This window comes from Kitasatospora sp. NPDC097691 (assembly GCF_040302665.1).
GTDB lineage: Bacteria > Actinomycetota > Actinomycetes > Streptomycetales > Streptomycetaceae > Kitasatospora.
Genome location: NZ_JBEORY010000039.1, coordinates 17,410 through 40,328, shown reverse-complemented (window position 1 = coordinate 40,328; position 22,919 = coordinate 17,410). Strand labels below are relative to the sequence as shown.

Sequence of the window (22,919 nt, the reverse complement as noted above, 5' to 3'; positions counted from 1 at the left end):
GCCGATGCGGCCCGCAGCAAACCCCATTGTGACGATTTTCCGTGGGCGGCCCGTGGCGCCTGCGATGGAGAGCAACATGAGCAACAAGCTCGCTGCTGTCGACGCGGCTTCGCTGCGTAGCGACATTCCGGCCTTCCGCGCCGGTGACACCCTGAAGGTTCACGTCCGGGTCATCGAGGGCAACCGCTCCCGTGTCCAGGTCTTCCAGGGCGTCGTCATCCGCCGCCACGGCGCCGGCATCGGTGAGACCTTCACCGTTCGCAAGGTCAGCTTCAACGTCGGCGTGGAGCGCACCTTCCCGGTGCACACCCCGGTCGTCGAGAAGATCGAGGTCGTGACCCGCGGTGCGGTTCGCCGCGCCAAGCTGTACTACCTGCGTGACCTCCGCGGCAAGGCCGCGAAGATCAAGGAGAAGCGCGACCGCTGATCCACCGGCCCCCGGCCTCGCCGGGGGATCGGAGCGCTCTCGGGGGCCGAACGGCCGCAAGGTAAGCTCACCCCCCGATGAGCACGCACGAACCACCCGCGGACCGCGACAGCAGTCCCGCACCCACCGGTGCGGACTCGCTGTCGCGGTCCGCGGTCGTTCCCGGGAGAGTTCCGGTGGGAGTTCCCGGAGGAGGTCCGGGCGTCGTCAGCGAGGACACGGCGGCCGGTACGACTGCCGCTGCCTCCGCGGACACCGCCCGGGAGGGGACGGAGCCGGGGGCCGGCAAGGAGTCGGAGAAGGGCGCTGAGCCGGAGGACGGCGCCGGGCCGGAGGGCGTGGAGCGAGAGGACGACGCGGAGCAGGAGGACGAACCGGGCCACTCGCGTTCGCGCGACCTGCTGTTGTTGGTGGGGATCTGCCTGGCGTTCCTGCTCCTGGTGAACGCCTTCGTCGCGCGCCCGTTCGCGGTGCCCTCCGGGTCGATGGAGGACACCCTGCGCCCCGGCGACCGGCTGATCGCCAACCAGCTCGCGTACGCCTTCGGAGGGCACCCCCGGCGGGGCGACGTCGTGGTCTTCGACGGGACGGGCTCCTTCCGGCCGGAGTCCGCGAAGCCGCAGGGCTTCTGGGCCGACGCACGGTCGCTCGCCGGGGACCTCGGGCTTGCCCCGGCGGGGGACACCGTCTACGTCAAGCGCGTGATCGGCGTCGGCGGTGACCGGGTGACCAGCACCGGACCGGGCGCGCCGATCACCGTCAACGGAGTGCCGGTGGACGAGACCTCCTACCTCTCCCAGGGGGACGACCCGTCGAGCGTGGCCTTCGACGTGGTGGTGCCGACCGGCAAGCTGTGGGTGATGGGCGACCACCGCGGCGCCTCCCGTGACTCCCGAGACCACCTGGGCGAGCCCGGCGGCGGTTTCGTGCCCGAGGAGAAGGTGATCGGCCGGGCGGACTGGGTGGTCTACCCGTTCTCGCGCTGGGCCGGTCTGGACCGGCCCGCGGCCTTCGCCGCGACTGCGGGGACGGGTGGTCATGGGGACCAGAGGTAGGGGGCGGCTCGCCGACCGTCCGGCCCGCGAGCCGGACGGCGGCAGCCCGGAGGGCGCCCGGTCAGGCGGGGCCCCGACGGTGCGTGGCCGGGCCGAACGCCGCCGCAGTGCCCGTCGGGCGGCGAGCCGACGCAAGCGGTCGCTGGTACGCGAGGTCCCGCTGATCATCCTGGTGGCCCTGCTGGTGGCGCTGGTGATGAAGACCTTCATGATCCAGGTGTTCGTGATCCCGTCGGGTTCGATGGAGCAGACCATCCGGGTCGGCGACCGGGTGCTGGTGGACAAGCTGACCCCCTGGTTCGGCAGTGAGCCGCAGCGCGGCGACGTGGTGGTGTTCAAGGACCCGGGCGGCTGGCTGGAGAGCGACCGCAAGCCCTCCGACGACGGCCCGGTGCTGGGTGCGGCCAAGCAGGTGCTGACCTTCGTCGGGCTGCTGCCGTCCGACAACGAGCAGGACCTGATCAAGCGGGTGATCGGCGTCGGAGGGGACACCGTCGAGTGCTGCGACGCGCAGGGGCGGCTCAGCGTCAACGGGCACCCGGTGGACGAGACGTACCTCGCGCCCGGCAACCCGCCGTCCCGGCAGCCCTTCAAGGTGAAGGTGCCGCAGGGCCGACTGTGGGTCATGGGCGACCACCGGGACGTCTCCGCGGACTCCCGGTTCCACATGGGCAATCCGGGCCAGGGCACGATTCCGCTGAGCGGCGTGGTCGGTCGGGCGTTCGTGATCGCCTGGCCGCTGGACCGCTTCCATCAACTCGATGTGCCGAGTTCACTCTCCTCTCTCGATCGGGCTCCGCAGGCCGGTGGAACTGCCTCGGAATCCGTGGGCGTTGGGCCGGTTCCTGTGGAACCCCCGCTCGTTATGGGTGTGTTGGGCATCCTTCCGTTCGTCGCTCGTCGGCCGGGGCGGCCTCCGGAGTGAGTCGCGCCGGCCGCTGACCGGCCGGGCCTCGCGTGTGGGACCGCGAGCCGGATGCCTGGGAGTGATAGAGAAGTGCAGGTGCGGCCGGGAGCGGTCCCGGTCGTGCGCCGAGGCTGAGCCGGTGTCAGGGGAGCCCGAGGTGGGCAGTCCTGGGGCGGTCATGGTCGTGGCGAGCGTGGTGCCCGCTGTGCGGCACTCTGAGCGCGGGCGCGCGGGCGTCCGCACAGCAGGGAGGAGACGTTGTGGGGGATTTGGTGATCGGTGCCCGTTCGGGCGCCGGAGAGCCCGAGGGCCCAGGCCGTCGGGCGGCCCGGTCCGCCGAGTCCTCGGCACCCTCGGCCGCGGTCGACGACGCGGCGGCCCAGACCGCCGACGAGCAGGGCGCGGGAGCCGAGGACTCGTCGGAACCCTCACGCCCGGAGACCGGGTCGGCGGACGGGTCGGAGTCGGAGTCTCCGGCCACGCCGCGCAAGCCGCGTTCCTTCTGGAAGGAACTGCCGATCCTGATCGGCATCGCGCTGATCCTCGCGCTCGTGATCAAGACCTTCTTCGTCCAGGCGTTCTCCATTCCGTCGGAGTCGATGCAGAACACGCTTCAGGTCGGCGACCGCGTCCTGGTGGACAAGCTGACCCCCTGGTTCGGGGCCGAGCCCGAGCGCGGCGAGGTCGTGGTGTTCCACGACCCGGGCGGCTGGCTGAACGACGAGCCGTCCCAGCAGAGCAACAACTCCTTCGTCCGCGGTGTGCAGGACGTGCTCAGCTTCGTCGGCCTGATGCCCTCCGCGAACGAGAAGGACCTGATCAAGCGGGTCATCGGGGTCGGCGGGGACACCGTCGAGTGCGAGGGCGACGGGCCGGTCAAGGTCAACGGTGTCGCGCTCAACGAGCCGTACGTCTACCCGGGCAACACCCCCTGCGGTGACCACCCCTTCGGGCCGGTCAAGGTGCCGAAGGGCCGGATCTGGGTGATGGGCGACCACCGCGCCGACTCGCTGGACTCCCGCTTCCACATGGACCAGCCCGGCGGCGGCACCGTTCCGGTGGACAACGTGATCGGGCGTGCCTTCGTGGTGGCCTGGCCGATCTCCCACTGGTCGACGCTGCCGGTGCCGGCCACCTTCGACCAGAAGGGCCTGGCGGCGGCCGCGCCGATGGCGCCCCCCGTGGCCGGTGCGGTGGGGGCCGTCGCCCTGCTTCCGCTGGTGCGTCGGGTGCGGGGCCGGGCGGAGCACCGGAAGGAGTCCTGAGCTCCACCGGGTTGTCCCCGACTCTTGCGCGGGCCGTGGTACCGACGAGTAATCTGCTCGGACGTGCCACGGCCCGTCGGCGTTCCCGCCGGTGCCTCCGGCGTGCCAGCGTTTTCCGGTCGGCCAGAGGTGGACGGTGTCGATGAGCAATGTCGCGGAGCAGACGGCCGACCACTCGGCCGCGCCCGTCCGTGAGCGCCTGCGGCCCGCCGCGGTGCTGCAGGGTGTCGCCCTGGCGCTCGGGCTGGTGCTGATGATCGGCGGCTTCGCCCTCATCGCGGTCGACTACCGGCCGTACAACATCCCCACCGCCTCGATGCACCCAACGCTGCAGACCGGGGACACCGTGCTCGCCCGCAAGGTCGACGGCGGGGCCGTCGGGCGGGGCGACGTGGTGGTCTTCCGGGACGAGGCATGGGGCGGTGAGCTCATGGTCAAGCGCGTGGTCGCGGTCGGCGGGGACACCGTCGCCACCAGCGGGGACAACCGAAGGCTGACGGTCAACGGACAGCCCGTGGACGAGCCCTACCTCGCGACGCAGGGCCGGCAGGGCGAGTCGTTCAGCGTGACGGTGCCGCAGGGCCGGCTGTTCCTGCTCGGCGACAACCGGGTCGGCTCGCTCGACTCCCGTACCCACCTGGAGGTCGACGGCGGCACCGTCCCGTCCACCGCCGTCGAAGCCAGGGTCGAGGCCACCCTCAAGCCCTTCGGGCGGGCCGGCCTGCTCGACCGCACCCCGGCCTTCGACGGCTTCGCGGGGCCGAAGGCGTCGCAGCCCGGCCCGCTGGAGCCCGCCGCCTACGCCACCGTCGGCGGCGCGACGCTGATCTTGGTGACTTCGGCGGTCGGTGGCGTGGCAGGCCTGGCCCGTCGGCTCCGCCGGGGGCGCAGCTCCTGAGCGGGGCCGTCGCGGCGAGGGCCGCTCTGCCGAACATCGCCCCGGACGGCCGCGCCGGGTGGCAGGATCGGTAGCGCCACCGATGCGAACGGAAGGAGCGTGAAGGGCTGCCATGACGGCACAGCGTCGCAAGGCGGCGCGGATCCTGCTGCTGGACGGGCTGGACCGCATCCTCCTCTTCCTGGGCGCCGATCCGGCTGTCCCCGGGGAGACGTGGTGGTTCACGCCCGGGGGCGGTTTGGAAGCGGGGGAGGACGTGCGCGAGGCCGCCGAGCGGGAGCTCGCGGAGGAGACCGGCCTGCGGGGTGTGGACCTCGGGCCCTTGGTGGCGTACGGCACGGTGTCGTTCTCCTTTCGGGGACAGCGCTACGAACAGGAGCAGTGGTTTCACCTGGCCCGGACCACGGAGACGGGCCTGGACCACTCCGGCATGGGCGCCGACGAGCACGCCCAGTTGCTCACGGCGCGCTGGTGGACGGTCGAGGAACTGAGGGGGACCGGCGAGACGGTCTATCCGGCCGGCCTGGCGGACTTCCTGGAACGGCTGCTGGTCGAGGGCCCGCCGGTGGACCCGGTACGGCTCTGACCGTGGGTGCGGTGGTCCACAATGGGTGGACGTGACAATTGAGGGGACGCCTGGATGAGTGCCGAAGATCTCGAGAAGTACGAGACCGAGATGGAGCTCAAGCTCTACCGGGAGTACCGGGACGTCGTCGGCCTGTTCAAGTACGTGATCGAGACCGAGCGACGGTTCTACCTCACCAACGACTACGAGTTGCAGGTGCACTCGGTCCAGGGCGAGGTGTTCTTCGAGGTGTCGATGGCGGATGCGTGGGTCTGGGACATGTACCGGCCGGCCCGGTTCGTCCGCAAGGTCCGGGTGCTGACCTTCAAGGACGTGAACATCGAGGAACTCGCGAAGAGCGACCTGGAGCTGCCCTCCGACGAGTCCGGCTTCGGGAACTGACGTTGAACGACTCCGTCCCGCGTTGTCCAGCCGAATTTCGCGGGGACGGGGCTTCTCACCCCTGCGGGTGACAGAAGTTGTCCACAGGCCCGAGTTATCCACAGGGAAACGCCAACTCCGGGCCTCGCGGTGCGCGATGGTGAAGCCTCCTCGGCGGAGGTGGTCACCATGCAGCACACCGTCACGCAGGACCAGGCCGTACCGGACACGGCCGCACTGGACACGGCCGCACCGGGGTCGGTCGCGCCGGACGCGGCCGCAGCCGGGAAACAGCCGCGCGCGGCGTCCGGCCGCAGCACCCGGACCGGGCTCGGCCGCTACGGGGAGCGGGTCGCCGCCCGCCGTCTGACGGAGGCCGGGCTCCGCATCCTGGACCGCAACTGGCGCTGCGTCGAGGGCGAGCTGGACATCGTCGCCCTCGACGGCGACACCGTGGCGGTCTGCGAGGTGAAGACCCGTTCCGAGCGGGGCTTCCAGCAGCCCACCGAGGCCATCGACCAGGCCAAGGCCGCCCGGCTGCAACGCCTGGCCGAGCGCTGGATGGCCGAGCGCTGGCCCGGCCACTTCGCCCGACTGGCCGGGGCCGACGACGACGTGGCGCCGACGGATCCGCACTGGCCGCCCGCCCCGCCGGGCGGGGTGCGGATCGACCTGGTCGCCGTGGTCAACCGGGCGCGGGGTGCAGCCCTGGTCGACCACCTGCGGGGGGTGGTCTGAGATGGCCTTCGCCCGTACCTGCTCCGTCGCGCTGGTCGGCGTCGACGGGGTGATCGTCGAGGTCCAGGCCGATCTGGAGCCCGGGGTGGCCGCGTTCACCCTGGTCGGTCTGCCCGACAAGGCGCTCACCGAGGCCCGTGACCGGGTCCGTGCCGCGGTGGTGAACAGCGGCGAGGCCTGGCCGCAGCGCAAGCTGACGGTCGGCCTCAGCCCCGCCTCGGTGCCCAAGAGCGGCAGCGGCTTCGACCTCGCGGTGGCCTGCGCAGTGCTGGCCGCCGCCGAGCGGCTCGACCCGTCGTCCATCGCCGAGCTGCTGGTCATCGGCGAGCTGGGGCTGGACGGCCGGGTGCGGCCGGTCCGCGGGGTGCTGCCCTCGGTGCTGGCCGCGGCCGACGCCGGATACGACCGGGTCGTGGTCGCCGAGCAGACCGCGGCAGAGGCCTCGCTCGTCCCCGGCGTGACGGTGATCGGCGTCCGCAGCCTGCGCCAGCTGGTCGCGATCCTCACCGGGGCGACGGCACCGGAGGAGCCGCCCGATCCGATCGGCGGCCGGCCGGATCCGTTGATGGCCGGGTTGATGCTGCCCAGCGCCGGGGTGCGGGCCCTGCCCGACGACAAGGCGGCCCGCCTCGACATGGCCGACGTGGCCGGCCAGTACGAGGCGCGGCGAGCTCTGGAGATCGCCGCCGCCGGGGGTCACCACCTCTACCTGAAAGGTCCGCCGGGCGCGGGCAAGACCATGCTGGCGGAGCGGCTGCCCGCGCTGCTCCCGCCGCTGACCCAGAAGGAGGCCTTGGAGGTCACCGCCGTGCACTCGGTGGCGGGCCTGCTCCCGGTCGGGCGCCCGCTGATCGACACCGCGCCCTACTGCGCCCCGCACCACTCCACCACGATGCCCGCGATCGTCGGCGGCGGCAGCGGACTGCCGAGACCGGGAGCCGTCTCACTGGCCCACCGGGGCGTGCTGTTCCTGGACGAGGCGCCGGAGTTCCCCGTCCGGGTGCTCGACGCGCTGCGGCAGCCGCTGGAGTCGGGGGAGGTGGTGATCGCCCGATCGGCCGGGTCGCTCCGGCTCCCGGCCCGATTCCTCCTCTGCCTGGCCGCCAACCCCTGCCCGTGCGGCCGGCACTCACGGCGGGGCGAGGGCTGCGAGTGCACCCCGACGATGGTCAGCCGCTACCAGGGGCGGCTCTCCGGGCCGTTGCTGGACCGGGTGGACCTCCAGGTCCAGGTCGCTCCGGTGACGAGGGCCGAACTCATGGAGCGGGACGCCTCGGCGGAGAACACCGAGACCGTCGCCGCCCGGGTGCTGGCCGCCCGGGAGCGTGCGGCGGCCCGGCTGGCGGACACCCCGTGGCGGACGAACGCGGAGGTCCCGGGCCATGAGCTGCGCACGCGCTGGCAGCTCGCGCCCGGCGCGCTCAACGACGTCGCGCGCCAGCTGGAGCGGGGCCTGCTGACCGCCCGGGGCCTGGACCGGGTGCTCCGGGTCGCCTGGACGGTCGCCGACCTCGCGGGCCGGGACCGGCCGGACCAGCGGGACCTGCGCACCGCCCTGGTTCTGCGCACCGGGGTGGAACACGGGCTGCCACAGACCGAGCGGATCTTCGGCCGCCTCGGGGGCATCCCGGCCCAGCGCGGCGGTCCGCCAGAGGACGGCCCGCCGGGGACGGGCAGCGGACGGACCGGGAACGCGGAGGGCGAGGCATGAACCAGCAGGTGCGTTACCCCCACGGCACGACCGGGGCCGAAGCCGATCCGATCGGCGCCACGGCGGCGCGCGAACCCGAGCGCCTCGCCCGTGTCCTGCTCAGTCGGCTCAGCGAACCGGGCGACGCGGTGATCGGCCGCTGGCTCGGTCAACTCCCCGCCGTCGAGGTGGTCCGGGCGATCCGGGACGGGACGGTGCCCGACCACCCCGGGCTCGATTCCACCCGGCTGGCCGGGTACCAGGCAAGGCTCCCCGGGCTGGATCCGGAGATGGACCTGAAACGGGTACGGCGCGTCGGTGGACGGTTCATCATTCCGGGGGACACGGAATGGCCCAGCCAACTCGACGACCTGGGGGACGGGCGCCCCATCGGCCTCTGGACGACCGGCACCGGCTCGCTGCGGCTGCTCGCGCTCCGCTCGGTCGCGATGGTGGGCTCCCGCGCCTGCACGGCCTACGGCGCCCATGTCGCCGGGGAGCTGTCGGCCCAACTCGCCGAGCGCGGTTGGGTGGTGGTGTCCGGCGCCGCCTACGGGATCGACGCGGCCGCGCACCGCGGCGCGCTCGCCGTCGGCGGGATGACCGTCGCGGTGCTCGCCTGCGGAGTCGACGTGGCCTACCCGAAGGGGAACGCCGAACTGATCCGACGGATCGGTGTCCAGGGCCTGCTGGTCAGTGAACTCCCGCCCGGGGAACACCCGAACCGCTTCCGCTTCGTCCTCCGCAACCGGGTCATCGCGGCACTCACCCGGGGCACCGTGGTGGTGGAGGCGGCGGTCCGCAGCGGAGCCCTGAGCACGGCGAGACGCGCGCGGGACCTCAACCGCCACACCATGGGGGTCGCCGGCCCGGTGACCTCGGAGCTCTCGGCCGGTGTGCACGCCCTGATCCGCAGCGGCGCCGCCACCCTGGTCACCGACGCGGCCGAGATCACCGAGCTGATCGGGGCGATCGGGGACGACCTGGCCCCTCAGCGCAGCGGACCGGTGCTGCCGCGCGACCTGCTGGAGCCCCCGGTGGCCCGGGTCCTGGAGGCCGTGCCGGCGACGGCGGAGGGCGCACCGGTGGAGCGACTGGCCCGTCAGTCCGGGCTCCCGCCGGACGAAGTGCTCCAGCGGCTCTACGAGTTGGGCTCGCTCGGCTACGTCGAGCGACACGGCGCGCACTGGCGCATGGTGCGGAGGAGGTGAGCGCCGGGGCGGAGAACACCCGTGCGCCGAGGGAGGGCGCGTCCGAACCGCCCGGCTGACCTGCTGATCCGGTTCTTCCGCTCGTGTGCCCGGATCCGGTGAGTGAACGCCACCGGATCGGGGGACGACCGAGTGGCGGTAGCGCTTTGCAGTGAGTCGGTCACGCTACGCTCCACATGCCTTCCCTATCAGCACATGACTCGGCAGAACGGCGCAGACCAACGCATGCCCACACACATTCCCGGACACAGAGTGACCGGTGGCGCTCGGTCCTCGGGAGGGCCGCGGACCGAGCGGCGCCCCTCCACCGAGTTCCCGTCCAAGTCGGCGGGGACGATGGGAGGCCTGTCGAGGCAGGGCGGCCGGCCGACGGTGGTACCAGGCCAGCCCGCGGACGCGACCAGGGGCGCCGAGGCGGTCCGTGCCGCCGACGTGCCGGTGGGCGCTCCCGCCGACCCGTCCGGGGGCACCGGACAGGCCGGTCGGGACGCCGCCGCCCAGGGCCGCAGCGCGCTCGAAGAGCTCTGGCGCTCCTACAAGGAGACCGGCGACCAGCGGCTGCGCGAGCAGCTGATCCTGCACTACTCACCGCTCGTCAAGTACGTGGCGGGGCGGGTCGGGGTCGGCCTGCCCTCCAACGTCGAGCAGGCGGACTTCGTCTCCTCCGGGGTCTTCGGGCTGATCGACGCGATCGAGAAGTTCGACATCGACCGCGCCATCAAGTTCGAGACCTACGCGATCAGCCGCATCCGCGGTGCGATTATCGACGAGCTGCGTGCCCTGGACTGGATCCCGCGCTCGGTGCGGCAGAAGGCGAAGGCGGTCGAGCGGACGTACGCGACGCTGGAGGCCCGGCTGCGCCGGACGCCGCACGACCCCGAGGTCGCGGCGGAGATGGGCATCGCGATCGAGGACCTGCACGCCATCTTCAGCCAGCTGTCGCTCGCCAACGTGGTGGCCCTGGACGAACTGCTCCACCCGGTGGGGGAGGGCGGTGACCGGCTCAGCCTGGTGGACACCCTGGAGGACCACGGCGCGGACAACCCGGTCGAGGTGGCCGAGGACCGCGAGCTGCGCAGGCTGCTGGCCCAGGCGGTCAACACCCTGCCCGAGCGGGAGAAGACCGTGGTGACGCTCTACTACTACGAAGGCCTCACCCTCGCCGAGATCGGGCAGGTGCTGGGGGTGACGGAGAGTCGGGTGAGCCAGATCCACACCAAGTCCGTCCTCCAGCTGCGCGCCAAGCTCTCGGACATCCGCTAGCGCGCGGACCCGGTCGCGTGCCGACCCGGTGGCGCGGTTGCCGGGGCCGCCGGGACTGCCCGGGTGCCCGGGTCGGGCCTGGGAGCGGCGCCCACGCCGGCTCCTCATGCGCGGCGCCTTATCGGCCGCCGGTAGGGCTCCGTACAGTGGGAGCGTGCCGAAGATCCGAGCGGCCACGGTGGCCGAGCATCGCCAGCTGCAGCGGGCAGCCCTCCTCGACGCTGCCCGCACCCTGCTCACCGAGGGCGGCAAGGAGGCCCTGACCTTCCCCGCGCTCGCGGCGCGCACCGGGCTGGCGCGTTCCTCGGTCTACGAGTACTTCCGCTCCCGCGCCGCCGTGGTCGAGGCGCTCTGCGAGGTGGACTTCCCGCTCTGGGCGGCCGAGATCGAGGCCGGGATGGAGAGCTGCGACACCGCCGCCGAGCGGATCGAGGCGTACGTCCGGGGCCAGCTGGCGCTCGCCGCCGACCCGCGCCACCGCGCGGTCGTGGCGATCTCGGCGCTGGAGCTCGACGAGGCGGCGCGCGAGCGGATCCGGGCGGCCCACGGCCGGCTGGCCGGCCTGGTCGTCCGGGCGCTGGAGGACCTGGGCCACGAGCGGCCCCGGCTCGCCGCGGCGCTGCTGCAGGGGGTCGTGGAGTCGGCCGTCCGCCGAGCCGAGCAGGCCACCACCGCGTGCACCGGTTGCCTGACCGAGAACCCCGAGGAGATCGCGGACGCCGCCGTCGCCCTCGCGCTGCACGGCCTCAGCCGGGCGTGACCGGCTGCTCGTCCTGCTGCGGCCCCGAGCCCAGCGGCAGCAGCCGTGCAGCGCCCGCGCCGAACAGGGCCAACGGGTCCAGGTAGCGGCTCCCGCGCAGTAGTCCCCAGTGCAGGCAGTCGCGCGCGGCACAATGCCGCCCGTCCGGGGCGAGCCGACCGATCACCTCTCCGGCGGCCACCGCGGTGCCGACCGGGAGGGCGCCGGTGACCGGCAGGTAGGTGGTCCGGAGCGGGGGAGTGCCCGAGCCCGGGTGGACGACCGTCACCACGGGACGGCCCGCCACCAGTCCGGAGAACGCGACCACCCCGGCGGCCGCCGCCCGTACCTCCGCCCCGCTCTCGGCGGAGAGGTCCACCCCTCGGTGTCCGGTGGCCCAGGGCTTCGCCGGCGGATCGAACCGCCCCAGGAGCGCCCCGGGCCCGCCCACCGGCCAGGCCCGCGCACCGCGCGGACCGGAGCCACTACCGGAGCCGGCGCCGGAACTGCCGGCCGAGCCACCTACGGGCCCACCCGCAGGCCCACCGCCGGAGCCGCCCACCGCCCCCGCCTTCGGCGGCCCGAGCACCCCCATCAGCCCCACCAACCCCAGCGCCACCCCCACGGCGACCAGCCGCCGAACCCCGACGCACCACGTACGAGCAGTCATGCGCGAAGGCTCGCTGCCCCGCCGCCCCCGCACCACCCGAATCCGGATTCCTGTGGACAAACCGCTCCCACGACCGATCGGCATCCCCCAAACGGGTGTACGAACGCCGCCATCCGGTGTACAAGCGGCATATCCGCGACGGACCGCGGGCAGGCAGTCGACCGGCGCACGCACGCGTCCCTGCGCCACCGAAACTGCCGCCGACGCCGACGCCGCCCCCCTGCCGGTACCGCCCGGGCGAGCCGCTCCCAGGCTCTTCCCAGGTGCTCGGCAGGCTCCCGGCCGCTCGTGAAGTCGCCCGCCGCTCGGCGCTTCCCGTACACTTCACACGCGACCCGGTCCACCGGGTCGACTTCGCACGCCCCGCCACCGGCGGTCGGACGCGGTTCGTCCGCAGCCCCGCCAGGTGCGAGTGCCGCTCGGTCCGCCGAGCCCGACCGGCCTTCGGCCGAGCGGGTCGGAGCGGCTCGGCACGTTCGGGGCGTCAGGCGTGGCTGTCACCTGGCCGCCACGGACAAACCGAGCCTGACCCGGCTGCGGGCGATCGCTGAGACCAGCTGCCGCCGCCGGGCCGTAACACCTGAGGAGCACGGCAATGGCCGTCGTCACGATGCGGGAGCTGCTGGAGAGCGGCGTCCACTTCGGTCACCAGACCCGCCGCTGGAACCCGAAGATGAAGCGCTTCATCATCACCGAGCGCAACGGCATCTACATCATCGACCTCCTGCAGTCGCTGAACTACATCGACCGCGCCTTCGAGTTCATCAAGGAGACCGTTGCCCACGGCGGCAGCGTCCTCTTCGTCGGCACGAAGAAGCAGGCCCAGGAGGCCATCGCCGAGCAGGCCACCCGCGTGGGCATGCCCTACGTGAACCAGCGCTGGCTCGGCGGCATGCTGACCAACTTCTCGACCGTCTACAAGCGCCTGCAGCGCCTGAAGGAGCTCGGCGAGCTGGACTTCTCGGACGTGGCCGGTTCCGGCCTCACCAAGAAGGAGCTCCTGGTCCTCCAGCGCGAGCACGACAAGCTGGAGAAGACCCTCGGCGGTATCCGCGACATGCAGCGCGTTCCCAGCGCCGTCTGGATCGTGGACACCAAGAAGGAGCACATCGCGGTCGGCGAGGCCCGGAAGCTCAACATCCCGGTCGTCGCCATCCTCGACACCAACTGTGACCCGGACGAGGTCGACTACAAGATCCCGGGCAACGACGACGCGATCCGCTCCGTCACCCTGCTGACCCGCGTGATCGCCGACGCCGTGGCCGAGGGCCTGAAGTCCCGCGCCGGTGTCGCCAAGGGCGACGCCAAGGCCGAGCCGGGCGCCGACCAGCCGCTGGCCGACTGGGAGAAGGACCTCATCGAGGGCGAGAAGAAGGCTGAGGAGGCCCCCGCCGCCGCCGAGGCCCCCGCCGCCGAGGCTCCGGCCGCCGCCGAGGCCCCCGCCGCCGACGCTCCGGCCGCCGCCGAGGCCCCCGCCGCCGACGCTCCGGCCGAGCAGGCCTGACGTACCAAGGGTGAGGGGCACTCGCCGGTACGAAGCCGGCAGGTGCCCCTCTCTCCCGCGCCGGGGCCGAACCAACGGTCCCGGCGCCACTCCACGCAGACACGCGAGACGCGAGAAGAGATTCACACCATGGCGAACTTCACCGCCGCGGACGTCAAGAAGCTCCGTGAGCTCACCGGCGCCGGCATGATGGACTGCAAGAAGGCCCTGGACGAGGCCGAGGGCAACGTCGAGAAGGCCGTCGAGCTCCTGCGCATCAAGGGCCAGAAGGGCGTCGCCAAGCGCGAGGGCCGTGACGCCTCCAACGGCGCCGTCGCCGCGCTGATCGCCGAGGACAAGAAGTCCGGCGTCCTGGTCGAGCTGAACTGCGAGACCGACTTCGTCGCCAAGGGTGACAACTTCGTCAAGGTCGCCGACGCGATCGCCGCCCACGTCGCCGCGACCGCTCCGGCCGACCTGGACGCCGCCCTGGCTTCCGAGATCGAGGCCGGCAAGACCGTCCAGCAGTTCGTGGACGAGGCCAACGCGACCCTGGGCGAGAAGATCGTCTTCCGTCGCTTCGCCCAGTTCGACGGTGACGGCTTCGTCGCGGTCTACCTGCACAAGACCAGCCCCGACCTGCCGCCGGCCGTCGGCGTCCTGGTCGAGCTGGACAAGGAGAACGCCGAGGTCGCCAAGGACGTCGCGCAGCACATCGCCGCCTTCGCGCCGAAGTACCTGTCCCGCGAGGAGATCCCGGCCGAGGAGCTGGAGAACGAGCGCCGCGTCGCCGAGGCCACCGCTCGCGAGGAGGGCAAGCCGGAGGCCGCCCTGCCGAAGATCGTCGAGGGTCGCGTCACCGGCTTCGTGAAGGAGAACTCCGTCCTGGAGCAGGCCTTCGCGAAGGACAGCAAGAAGACCGTCGCCAAGGTCCTCGAGGAGAACGGCGTCGCCCTCAAGCGCTTCGCCCGCTTCCGCGTCGGCGCCTGAGCCACGTTCCACCGGGTTCCCGGCCCCCTTAGGCTGGTAACCGCCCCCGCCCGCTGACCAGGGCGGGACGCCGAACGGGCTCACCCAGCGCCATCCGCCCCCGGGCGGGCTCGCGTCGGCACCATGAACGACGAGGAGGCCATTGCCGTGCAGGACACCGAACCGGTTCCCGCGGCAGTGGCCTCCTCGCGTGTACGCGCAGGCGGGGCATCCGCACACCCGCGCCTGTGACCAGTAGGTGCAAAAAGGAGAAGTCCATGCAGGAGACGCAGGAGACCGCGCAGGACCCCGAGGTCGGCACGAGCCGCCGGGTGCTGCTCAAGCTGTCCGGTGAAGCCTTCGCCGGTGGCGGCGGGCTCGGCGTCGACCCGGACGTCGTGCACGCGATCGCCCGGGAGATCGCCACGGTCGTCCGCGCCGGTACCGAGGTCGCGGTGGTCATCGGCGGCGGCAACTTCTTCCGCGGCGCCGAGCTGCAGGTCCGCGGCATGGACCGGGCCCGGTCCGACTACATGGGCATGCTCGGCACCGTCATGAACTGCCTGGCGCTGCAGGACTTCCTGGTCAAGGAGGGCATCGAGACCCGGGTCCAGACCGCCATCACCATGGGTCAGGTCGCCGAGCCGTACCTGCCGCTGCGGGCCGTCCGGCACCTGGAGAAGGGCCGTGTGGTGATCTTCGGTGCCGGTATGGGCATGCCCTACTTCTCCACCGACACCACGGCCGTCCAGCGCGCGCTGGAGATCCACGCCGACGTCCTGCTGATGGGCAAGAACGGTGTGGACGGCGTCTACGACTCGGACCCGCGGACCAACCCGGACGCGGTCAAGTTCGACGCGCTGGAGTACTCCGAGGTCATCGCGCGCGACCTCAAGGTCGCCGACCTCACCGCGATCACGCTGTGCAAGGACAACAACCTCCCGATGCTGGTCTTCGAACTGCTGGCGGAGGGCAATATCGCGCGTGCGGTGAAGAGTGAGAAGATCGGCACACTCATCAGCCAGGATTCCGTCCGGGCCTGAGCAGCAACCAGCCGTACGGGACGGTGCGGGAGCCGCGACCGGCCGCCGCTCCGACACCGGTCGGAACAACCGCAGATGAACCGGACAGGGAGACCACAGTGATCGAAGAGACCCTCCTCGAAGCCGAGGAGAAGATGGAGAAGGCCGTCGGCGTCGCCAAGGACGACCTCGCGGCGATCCGCACCGGCCGCGCGCACCCGGCGATGTTCGCCAAGATCGTCGCGGAGTACTACGGCGCCGTGACGCCGATCAACCAGCTGGCCTCGTTCTCGGTGCCGGAGCCGCGGATGGCGGTCGTCTCGCCGTTCGACAAGACCGCGCTGAAGGCCATCGAGCAGGCGATCCGCGACTCCGACCTGGGCGTCAACCCGTCGAACGACGGTTCGATCATCCGCGTGGTGCTGCCCGAGCTCACCGAGGAGCGCCGTCGGGAGTTCATCAAGATCGCCCGCACCAAGGGCGAGGACGCCAAGGTCTCGATCCGTTCGGTGCGCCGCAAGGCCAAGGACGCCATCGACAAGCTGGTCAAGGACGGCGAGGTCGGCGAGGACGACGGCCGCCGCGGCGAGAAGGAGCTCGACGACACCACGGCCAAGTACGTGGCCCAGGTCGACGAGCTGCTGAAGCACAAGGAATCCGAGCTGCTCGAGGTCTGATGAACGACGCCCCTGACGCCCCTGGCTACTGGGGCCCGTCCGACCAGCAGTTCCAGCCCTACCGTCCGGCGCCGCAGCCGCAGGCACCCCGTACCCCGGCCCACCCGGCGCCGGGGTACGGCGAGCAGCCGTCGGCGCCGGTCCGGGGACACCACCCCGACCACCCGGGCGGTCGCGCCGTGCCCCCGGTCGGGCCGGGTGGCGTCCCGGCGGAGCAGGGCCTCCGTTCGGATCACTCGCAGCAGCCTCCGGTGTACTGGGGCGGTGACGCGGAGGAGACTCAGGTCATGCCTCCCGTACCGGCCGACCCCGGCCCGCCCCCGGGCGTGCCCGGCCTCGGCGGCCCGACCGGTCACGGCCCGACCGGCCACGGGCCGACCGCGGGTCGGCCCGGGAGGCCCGCGGCCGGCGGTCCGGCCGACCTCGCCGAGGGCCCGGCCCGGGAGGCCGGCCGGCTGAGCGGCCCGCTCTTCCGGGACGAGCAGCCCGAGACCCCGCCGCCCGGCGTGACGGAGACGGTCGTGCTGCGCGCGATATCCGACGACTCCGCCCCCGCCCCCGGCCACGGCATCCCGCCGTACCCGGGGGCTCCGGTGCATCCCGCGCCGCCGCCCAGCCACCCGGCGGCCGGGCAGCCCCACTTCGTGCCGTCGTCCCATCCAGGGCAGGAGACACCCGTGGCCGCCCAGCCCGACCCGCAGCCGCAGCCGCGCAAGCAGCGCGGAGGCCGTAATCTCCAGGCCGCCATAGGCGTGGGGGTCGGCCTCGGCGCGGTGATCGTCGCCTCGCTGTTCGTGGTGAAGGCGCTGTTCCTGGTCGTCGTGATGGCCGCGGTCGCGGTCGGTGTGTGGGAGCTGACCAGTCGGCTCGCCGAGCGCAAGGAGATCAAGGCGCCGCTGGTCCCGCTGGTCGCGGGCGGCATCGCCATGGTCGCCACCGGCTACTGGTCCGGGATCCAGTGGGCCGCGGCCTCGCTCGCGCTGACCGGGCTGGCGGTGATGGTCTGGCGGATGGCCGAGCCGCCCGAGAACTACCTGCGGGACATAACGGCAGGCGTGTTCACCGCCTTCTACGTGCCGTTCCTGGCCACCTTCGTGGCGTTGATGCTGGCGGCCGACGACGGTCCACAGCGGATCGTGCTCTTCCTGATCGTCACGATCTGCAGCGACACCGGCGCCTACGCCGTGGGCTACAAGTTCGGCCGGACCAAGCTGGCCCCGACGATCAGCCCCGGCAAGACCCGCGAGGGCCTGGCCGGCGGCATCGGCCTGTCGATGCTGGCGGGCGCGCTGCTGATGCAGCTGATCATCGACGACGGCAGCTGGTGGCAGGGCCTGATCCTGGGCGGCTGCGCGGCGGTCACCGCGACCCTGGGAGACCTGGGCGAGTCGATGATCAAGCGCGACCTCGGGATCAAGGACATGGGCACGCTGCTGCCCGGCCACGGCGGCATCATGGACCGGCTGGACTCGCTCCTGCCGACCGCGCCGGTGGTGTGGCTGCTCCTGGCGGCCTTCGTCGGCAGCTGATCCGCGCGCACCCGAGAGGGCCCCGAACGCCACGTGTTCGGGGCCCTCCTCGCGTCTGCGACACTGGAACAACCATGCCTAAGCCCGGAGAACTCACCTTTGTCGCGCCGCGCGGCGCCAAGCCCCCGCGACACCTCGCCGACCTGAGCCCCGCCGAGCGCAAGGAGGCCGTCGCCGAGCTGGGCGAGCAGCCGTTCCGCGCCAAGCAGCTCTCCAACCACTACTTCGGCCGGATGTCGAACGACCCGGCGAGCTGGACGGACATCCCCGCCGCCAGCCGGGAGAAGCTCACCGGGAGCCTGCTGCCCGAGCTGATGTCGGTGGTGCGGCACGTCTCCTGCGACGACGACGCGACCCGCAAGACGCTGTGGAAGCTGTTCGACGGCACGCTGGTGGAGTCCGTGCTGATGCGCTACCCGGACCGGGTCACCATGTGCATCAGCTCGCAGGCCGGCTGCGGCATGAACTGCCCGTTCTGCGCCACCGGCCAGGCCGGGCTGACCCGCAACCTCTCCACCGCCGAGATCGTCGAGCAGATCGCCGCCGGGATGCGCTCGCTCAAGTCCGGCGAGATCCCGGGCGGCGAGGCGCGGCTGTCCAACGTGGTCTTCATGGGCATGGGCGAGCCGCTGGCCAACTACAACCGGGTGCTGGCCTCGATCCGCCGGCTGACCGACCCGGCGCCGGACGGCTTCGGCCTGTCCCAGCGCGGCATCACGGTCTCCACCGTCGGGCTCGTCCCGGCGATGCACCGCTTCGCCGACGAGGGCCTCAGCTGCCGCCTGGCGCTGTCGCTGCACGCCCCGGACGACGAGCTGCGCGACGAGCTGGTGCCGGTGAACACCCGGTGGAAGGTCGCCGAGGTGCTGGACGCGGCCTGGAACTACGCGGAGAAGTCCGGCCGCCGGATCTCCATCGAGTACGCGCTGATCAAGGACATCAACGACCAGGCCTGGCGGGCCGACCTGCTCGGTCGGCTGATCAAGAACCACCGGGTGCACGTCAACCTGATCCCGCTGAACCCGACCCCGGGTTCCAAGTGGACCGCCTCCCGGCCCGAGGACGAGCGCGAGTTCGTCCGGCGGCTGCAGTCGCACGGCGTGCCGACGACCGTTCGCGACACCCGTGGCCAGGAGATCGACGGCGCCTGCGGCCAGCTCGCCGCGGCGGGCTAATCCGGCGGGACAGGCCGCTTGAGGGCCCGTCCTCACCCCCCGCCTCCGGGCGGACAGCGGGGTTCGAGGACGGGCCCTATCGCAGTCCGGCGGCCGCCAGCGCGGCGGTCGCCCCGCCGGTCAGCAGCAGCGTGGTGCCGGCAGCCAGGGTGCGCAGCGCGACCGCGCCGAACAGCAGCCGCGGCGAGGCGCCGAGGCGCAGCAGCGCTTCGGTGATGTTGCGGCGGTCGGTGCGGACCTCGGCCAGCCGGGCGACCACCGCGGCGGCCGCGCAGCCGAGCACCAGGCAGGCCTCGACGGCGGGCAGCGCGTCGGCGCTGTCGGGGGTGCCGATCCAGTAGCGGATGGTGGTGAGCACCAGCGCGACGGCGAGGGCGAGGACGGCAAGCGGCGCGCCGAGGCGCGGGGCCTGGGCGGTGAGCCCGCGTCCGGCGAGCAGTCGCAGCGGGGTGGGCCGGCCGAGGGCGAGCAGGCGTCCGGCCCAGGCCAGCAGCGGTCCGGTGAGCAGGGCGAGGCCGAGCGCGCTCGCCGCCCAGCCGCCGAGGGCGGCGGTGCTGGTGCTGCCGAGCCCGGCGGGCAGGTGGATCGGGCGGCCGTCGGCCGCGGCGCCGGGGCGCAGGGCGATGAGTTCGAGCGCGGCGCCGATCACGACCAGTCCGATCGGCAGGGCGATCCGCCAGGCGCCGAAGCCGGTGCGGCGGCGGGTGCGGCCGCCGGGCAGGTTCTCGGTGACGGGAACCGCGCAGGCGGCGGCGATGCCGGCGGTGAGCGGGACCAGGGCGAGCAGGGTGACCGGTGCGGCGGGCGGCAGCGGCACGCCCATGCCGAGGTCGGGGGCGAGCGAGGGCCCGGCGATGTCGTTGCGCAGGACCAGGAAGACCAGCAGGGTGAGCACGCTGCCGAGGGTGCAGGCGAGGGCGACCTCGCCGGCGATCAGGGTCCGGATCCGGCGGGAGCCGGCCCCGGCGGCGGTGAGGCCGGCGATCCGCTCGGGGCGCCGGGCGGGCACCGCGCGGGCGGCGACCGCCGCGAACCAGGCGACGGCGGCCAGCGGGGGCAGGCACCAGAGCAGCCGGACCAGTGGGTCGGCGCCGCCGAGCGGGGCGCTCATCGCCCGGCCGAGGGAGCGCAGCAGGAAGGCGGCGACCACGGCGGCGGCCAGCGCGGTGAGCAGCCAGCGGCCCAGGTCGGGCACCCGGTAGCCCCGGGCCAGACGGAGATAGAACACGTCGACTCTTTCAGCGGCTCGGCGTCGTCAGCGGCTCGGCGTCGTCAGTGGCGGGTGGCCGTGACGGCGGTCGCTCCGGAGGCCCCGGACGCGGCGGTGCCGCGCGGGACGGCGGCGGCGGGGGCGGTGAGCCGTCCGTCGACGAGGGCGACGGAGCGGTCCGCGAACCGGACGAGCTCGGGGTCGTGGGTGGCGAGGACGAGGGTGAGCTGGTGGGAGCGGGCCGCGCTGGTCAGTATCCGCATGACCTGGTCGGCGGCCTCGCGGTGCAGCGGGGCGGTGGGGTCGTCGGCGAAGACGACGGGTGGCAGCGGGGCCAGGGCGCGGGCGACGGCGACCCGCTGGCGCTGGCTCTGGACCAGTCGTTCGGGTCGGTGCCTGGCGAAGTCGCCGACGTCGAGGCGCTCCAGCCACTCGTCGGCGGCGGTGTAGGCGGCCTTGTTGCCGGCCCCGGCGAGCAGCAGCGGCAGGGCGACGTTCTCCCGGGCGGTCAGCTCGGGGACCAGGTGCGGCTCGGAGCCGACGAAGCCGAAGCGGTCGCGGCGCAGCCGTTCGCGGCCGGACCGGGTGAGGGTGTGGACGGGGGCGCTGTTGAACCAGACCTCGCCCTCGTCGACCGGGAGTTGGGCGGAGAGGCAGCCCAGCAGGGTGCTCTTCCCGGAGCCGCGCGGGCCGGTGACGGCGAGGACCTCGCCGTCGCGGACGCCGATCGAGATACCGCGCAGGGCGGGGGTGCCGTGATGGGACTTGACGATCCCTCGGGCCCACAGCACGTCGTTGTCAGGCGGTGCCGCTGACATCAGGTTCCATCCTGGGTGGCCGCAGGGATATGACAGTCGTCAGATTAGAACGACAGGGGCGGGCCGCGGTTGCGGCGCACTGGTCCATCACGGGCAAATCACCCGCATTCAGGCATGTTTGGTCGTACGACTGTGATGTTCCGGTTGCGGAGCGCCGAAGATTGCGGAACGCGGAGGGGCACGGAGCGCCGCGGGGTTGCGGGCCGGCGGGGGCCGCGGAACGCCGAAGGGCGGCCCCGCGGGGAGCGGGGCCGCCCTTCGGCGGAGGGTGGGGCAGAGGGCTCAGGGGATCAGAGCTTCGCCCACGCGTCGGTGAGGCTGGTCCGCAGGATCTGCTCGATCTCGTCGAAGGTCGACTGGTCGGAGATCAGCGGCGGGGCCAGCTGGACGACCGGGTCGCCACGGTCGTCGGCGCGGCAGTACAGGCCGTTGTCGAAGAGGGCCTTCGAGAGGAAGCCGTAGAGCACGCGCTCGGTCTCCTCCTCGTTGAAGCTCTCCTTGGTGACCTTGTCCTTCACGAGCTCGATGCCGTAGAAGTAGCCGTTGCCGCGGACGTCGCCGACGATCGGCAGGTCGCGCAGCTTGCTCAGGGTGCCCAGGAAGCGCGACTCGTTGTCGAGCACGTGCTGGTTGAGGCCCTCGCGCTCGAAGATGTCGAGGTTGGCGAGCGCCACGGCCGAGGAGACCGGGTGGCCGGCGAAGGTGTAGCCGTGCAGGAAGGTGTTGTCACCCTTGTAGAACGGCTCGGCGATGCGGTCCGAGATGATCGTGGCGCCGATCGGGGAGTAGCCCGAGGTCATGCCCTTGGCGCAGGTGATCATGTCCGGCACGTAGCCGAACTTGTCGGCGCCGAACATGGTGCCGAGGCGGCCGAAGGCGCAGATGACCTCGTCCGAGACCAGCAGCACGTCGTGGCGGTCGCAGATCTCGCGCAGGCGCTGGAAGTAGCCGGGCGGCGGCGGGAAGCAGCCACCGGCGTTCTGCACCGGCTCGACGAAGACGGCGGCGACGGTCTCGGGGCCCTCGAAGAGGATGGCCTCCTCGACCTGGTCGGCGCACCAGCGGCCGTAGGCCTCGGGGTCGACGGTGCCGTCGGGGCCCTCAAGGTACTGCGGGGCGCGGTAGATGTTGGTGTTCGGGGCCTTGTGGGTGCCCGGCACCAGCGGCTCGAACGGGGCCTTCAGGCCCGGCAGGCCGGTGATCGACAGCGCGCCCTGCGGGGTGCCGTGGTAGGCGATCGCGCGGGAGATGACCTTGTACTTGGTCGGCTTGCCGATCAGCTTGAAGTACTGCTTGGCGAGCTTCCAGGCGGTCTCGACGGCCTCGCCGCCGCCGGTGGAGAAGAAGACCTTGTTCAGGTCGCCCGGGGCGTAGTTGGCCAGGCGCTCGGCCAGCTCGACGGCCTTGGGGTGCGCGTAGCTCCAGATCGGGAAGAACGCGAGTTCCTTGGCCTGCTTGGCGGCGACCTCGGCGAGCTCGGTGCGGCCGTGACCGGCCTGCACGACGAACAGGCCGGCCAGGCCGTCGATGTACTTCCGGCCCTTGTCGTCCCAGATGTAGGTGCCCTCGCCCTTGACGATCGTCGGCACGGGGGAGTTCTCGTACGACGACATGCGGGTGAAGTGCATCCACAGGTGGTCGTAGGCGGTCTTGGAAAGGTCCTTCTGCGCCGGGTCGGCTGTCATCGGGTGCCCCAGGTGTAGGTCTGTTTCCGGAGCTTCAGGTAAACGAAGCTCTCGGTGCTCCGCACGCCGGGAAGCGCGCGGATGCGCTTGTTGATCAGTTCGAGCAGGTGCTCGTCGTCCTCGCAGACCAGTTCGGCCAGGAGGTCGAACGAGCCTGCGGTGCAGACGACGTAGTCGACCTCGTCGAGGGCGGCCAGCGCGTCGGCGACGGGCTCGATGTCACCCTCGACCCGGATCCCGACCATCGCCTGGCGGGTGAAGCCGACGGTGAGCGGGTCCGTGACGGCGACGATCTGCATCACGCCCTGGTCGAGCAGCTTCTGGACGCGCTGCCGTACGGCTGCCTCGGACAGGCCGACGGCCTTGCCGATGGCGGCGTACGGGCGGCGCCCGTCCTCCTGGAGCTGCTCGATGATCGCCTTGGAGGCGGCGTCGAGGGGAACGCTGGCGTTCCGGTCGCGGTTGGCCACGCGGCAACTGTGCCCGATCGGGCCCGCGTTCGCAAGCGTGGAAACTGCTGATTTCGTCGTGATCTTGGAAAA

General features: G+C 72.4%; 23 protein-coding genes. 18 read left to right on the top strand and 5 right to left on the bottom strand.

Going from position 1 to position 22,919, the window contains the following annotated elements:
- Nucleotides 1-76: 76 nt before the first annotated feature.
- The 12 genes from rplS to ABTY56_RS24815 all read left to right on the top strand — a co-directional run bounded on the left by rplS (nt 77) and on the right by ABTY56_RS24815 (nt 11,160).
- Nucleotides 77-427, top strand: a complete 351-nt coding sequence (gene rplS / locus ABTY56_RS24870; protein ID WP_030306736.1) for a 50S ribosomal protein L19 — start codon at nt 77-79, stop codon at nt 425-427.
- Between the two features lie 176 nt (nt 428-603).
- On the top strand, nt 604-1,482 hold the full coding sequence (gene lepB / locus ABTY56_RS24865) for a signal peptidase I (protein ID WP_350631326.1): 879 nt from the start codon (nt 604-606) through the stop codon (nt 1,480-1,482).
- Nucleotides 1,466-2,407 (top strand): signal peptidase I, encoded by a 942-nt coding sequence (lepB, locus tag ABTY56_RS24860; RefSeq protein ID WP_350631324.1) that lies wholly within the window; start codon nt 1,466-1,468, stop codon nt 2,405-2,407. The genes lepB (ABTY56_RS24865) and lepB (ABTY56_RS24860) overlap by 17 nt, the downstream gene beginning before the upstream one ends.
- Nucleotides 2,408-2,649: 242 nt before the next feature.
- Nucleotides 2,650-3,654 (top strand): signal peptidase I, encoded by a 1,005-nt coding sequence (lepB, locus tag ABTY56_RS24855; RefSeq protein WP_350631323.1) that lies wholly within the window; start codon nt 2,650-2,652, stop codon nt 3,652-3,654.
- A gap of 142 nt (nt 3,655-3,796) precedes the next feature.
- Nucleotides 3,797-4,552 (top strand): signal peptidase I, encoded by a 756-nt coding sequence (gene lepB / locus ABTY56_RS24850; protein ID WP_350631321.1) that lies wholly within the window; start codon nt 3,797-3,799, stop codon nt 4,550-4,552.
- Between the two features lie 112 nt (nt 4,553-4,664).
- A complete protein-coding gene (locus tag ABTY56_RS24845) occupies nt 4,665-5,138 on the top strand; it encodes an NUDIX hydrolase (protein ID WP_350631320.1) in 474 nt (157 codons plus the stop codon).
- 54 nt (nt 5,139-5,192) lie between these two features.
- Nucleotides 5,193-5,519, top strand: a complete 327-nt coding sequence (locus ABTY56_RS24840; protein WP_030056781.1) for a DUF2469 domain-containing protein — start codon at nt 5,193-5,195, stop codon at nt 5,517-5,519.
- A gap of 168 nt (nt 5,520-5,687) precedes the next feature.
- Nucleotides 5,688-6,236 carry a YraN family protein gene (locus ABTY56_RS24835; RefSeq protein ID WP_350631318.1) on the top strand — a complete coding sequence of 183 codons (549 nt, stop codon included), beginning with the start codon at nt 5,688-5,690 and terminating at the stop codon, nt 6,234-6,236.
- 1 nt (nt 6,237) lies between these two features.
- Nucleotides 6,238-7,947 carry a YifB family Mg chelatase-like AAA ATPase gene (locus tag ABTY56_RS24830; protein WP_350631317.1) on the top strand — a complete coding sequence of 570 codons (1,710 nt, stop codon included), beginning with the start codon at nt 6,238-6,240 and terminating at the stop codon, nt 7,945-7,947.
- A complete protein-coding gene (gene dprA / locus ABTY56_RS24825) occupies nt 7,944-9,137 on the top strand; it encodes a DNA-processing protein DprA (RefSeq protein WP_350631315.1) in 1,194 nt (397 codons plus the stop codon). Before ABTY56_RS24830 ends, dprA begins: the two co-directional genes overlap by 4 nt.
- A gap of 438 nt (nt 9,138-9,575) precedes the next feature.
- Nucleotides 9,576-10,400 carry an RNA polymerase sigma factor WhiG gene (whiG, locus tag ABTY56_RS24820; RefSeq protein ID WP_350631362.1) on the top strand — a complete coding sequence of 275 codons (825 nt, stop codon included), beginning with the start codon at nt 9,576-9,578 and terminating at the stop codon, nt 10,398-10,400.
- Nucleotides 10,401-10,578: 178 nt separating this feature from the next.
- Entirely contained in the window at nt 10,579-11,160 is a 582-nt protein-coding gene (locus tag ABTY56_RS24815; protein WP_350631360.1) for a TetR/AcrR family transcriptional regulator, read from the top strand.
- Here ABTY56_RS24815 and ABTY56_RS24810 read toward each other — a convergent pair.
- Nucleotides 11,147-11,809 (bottom strand): peptidoglycan DD-metalloendopeptidase family protein, encoded by a 663-nt coding sequence (locus ABTY56_RS24810; protein ID WP_350631313.1) that lies wholly within the window; start codon nt 11,807-11,809, stop codon nt 11,147-11,149. The genes ABTY56_RS24815 and ABTY56_RS24810 overlap by 14 nt on opposite strands.
- Before the next feature lie 595 nt (nt 11,810-12,404).
- On the opposite strand from ABTY56_RS24810, the gene rpsB reads away from it, so the two are divergent.
- From rpsB to rlmN, 6 genes are all read left to right on the top strand, one after another.
- The gene (gene rpsB, locus ABTY56_RS24805) at nt 12,405-13,313 is read left to right on the top strand and encodes a 30S ribosomal protein S2 (RefSeq protein ID WP_350631312.1); all 909 of its coding nucleotides are present in this window, start codon (nt 12,405-12,407) and stop codon (nt 13,311-13,313) included.
- 129 nt (nt 13,314-13,442) lie between these two features.
- Nucleotides 13,443-14,282 carry a translation elongation factor Ts gene (gene tsf / locus ABTY56_RS24800; protein ID WP_350631310.1) on the top strand — a complete coding sequence of 280 codons (840 nt, stop codon included), beginning with the start codon at nt 13,443-13,445 and terminating at the stop codon, nt 14,280-14,282.
- A gap of 257 nt (nt 14,283-14,539) precedes the next feature.
- Nucleotides 14,540-15,304, top strand: a complete 765-nt coding sequence (gene pyrH, locus ABTY56_RS24795) for a UMP kinase (protein ID WP_350631308.1) — start codon at nt 14,540-14,542, stop codon at nt 15,302-15,304.
- Between the two features lie 98 nt (nt 15,305-15,402).
- Nucleotides 15,403-15,960, top strand: coding sequence for a ribosome recycling factor (frr, locus tag ABTY56_RS24790; protein WP_350631306.1), 558 nt, complete (start codon nt 15,403-15,405; stop codon nt 15,958-15,960).
- Nucleotides 15,961-16,247: 287 nt separating this feature from the next.
- Complete coding sequence (locus ABTY56_RS24785; protein ID WP_350631304.1) at nt 16,248-17,489, top strand: phosphatidate cytidylyltransferase; 1,242 nt, start codon at nt 16,248-16,250, stop codon at nt 17,487-17,489.
- 74 nt (nt 17,490-17,563) lie between these two features.
- A complete protein-coding gene (gene rlmN / locus ABTY56_RS24780) occupies nt 17,564-18,664 on the top strand; it encodes a dual-specificity RNA methyltransferase RlmN (protein ID WP_350631302.1) in 1,101 nt (366 codons plus the stop codon).
- Nucleotides 18,665-18,740: 76 nt separating this feature from the next.
- Here the strand turns inward: rlmN and ABTY56_RS24775 are convergent, their stop codons facing one another.
- The 4 genes from ABTY56_RS24775 to ABTY56_RS24760 form a co-directional block, all read right to left on the bottom strand.
- Entirely contained in the window at nt 18,741-19,892 is a 1,152-nt protein-coding gene (locus ABTY56_RS24775) for a hypothetical protein (protein WP_350631300.1), read from the bottom strand.
- 44 nt (nt 19,893-19,936) lie between these two features.
- On the bottom strand, nt 19,937-20,692 hold the full coding sequence (locus ABTY56_RS24770; protein WP_350631298.1) for an ABC transporter ATP-binding protein: 756 nt from the start codon (nt 20,690-20,692) through the stop codon (nt 19,937-19,939).
- Nucleotides 20,693-20,982: 290 nt separating this feature from the next.
- Nucleotides 20,983-22,377, bottom strand: coding sequence for an aspartate aminotransferase family protein (locus ABTY56_RS24765; protein WP_350631297.1), 1,395 nt, complete (start codon nt 22,375-22,377; stop codon nt 20,983-20,985).
- Nucleotides 22,374-22,847, bottom strand: coding sequence for an Lrp/AsnC family transcriptional regulator (locus tag ABTY56_RS24760; protein ID WP_030243538.1), 474 nt, complete (start codon nt 22,845-22,847; stop codon nt 22,374-22,376). The genes ABTY56_RS24765 and ABTY56_RS24760 overlap by 4 nt, the downstream gene beginning before the upstream one ends.
- Nucleotides 22,848-22,919: the final 72 nt, after the last annotated feature.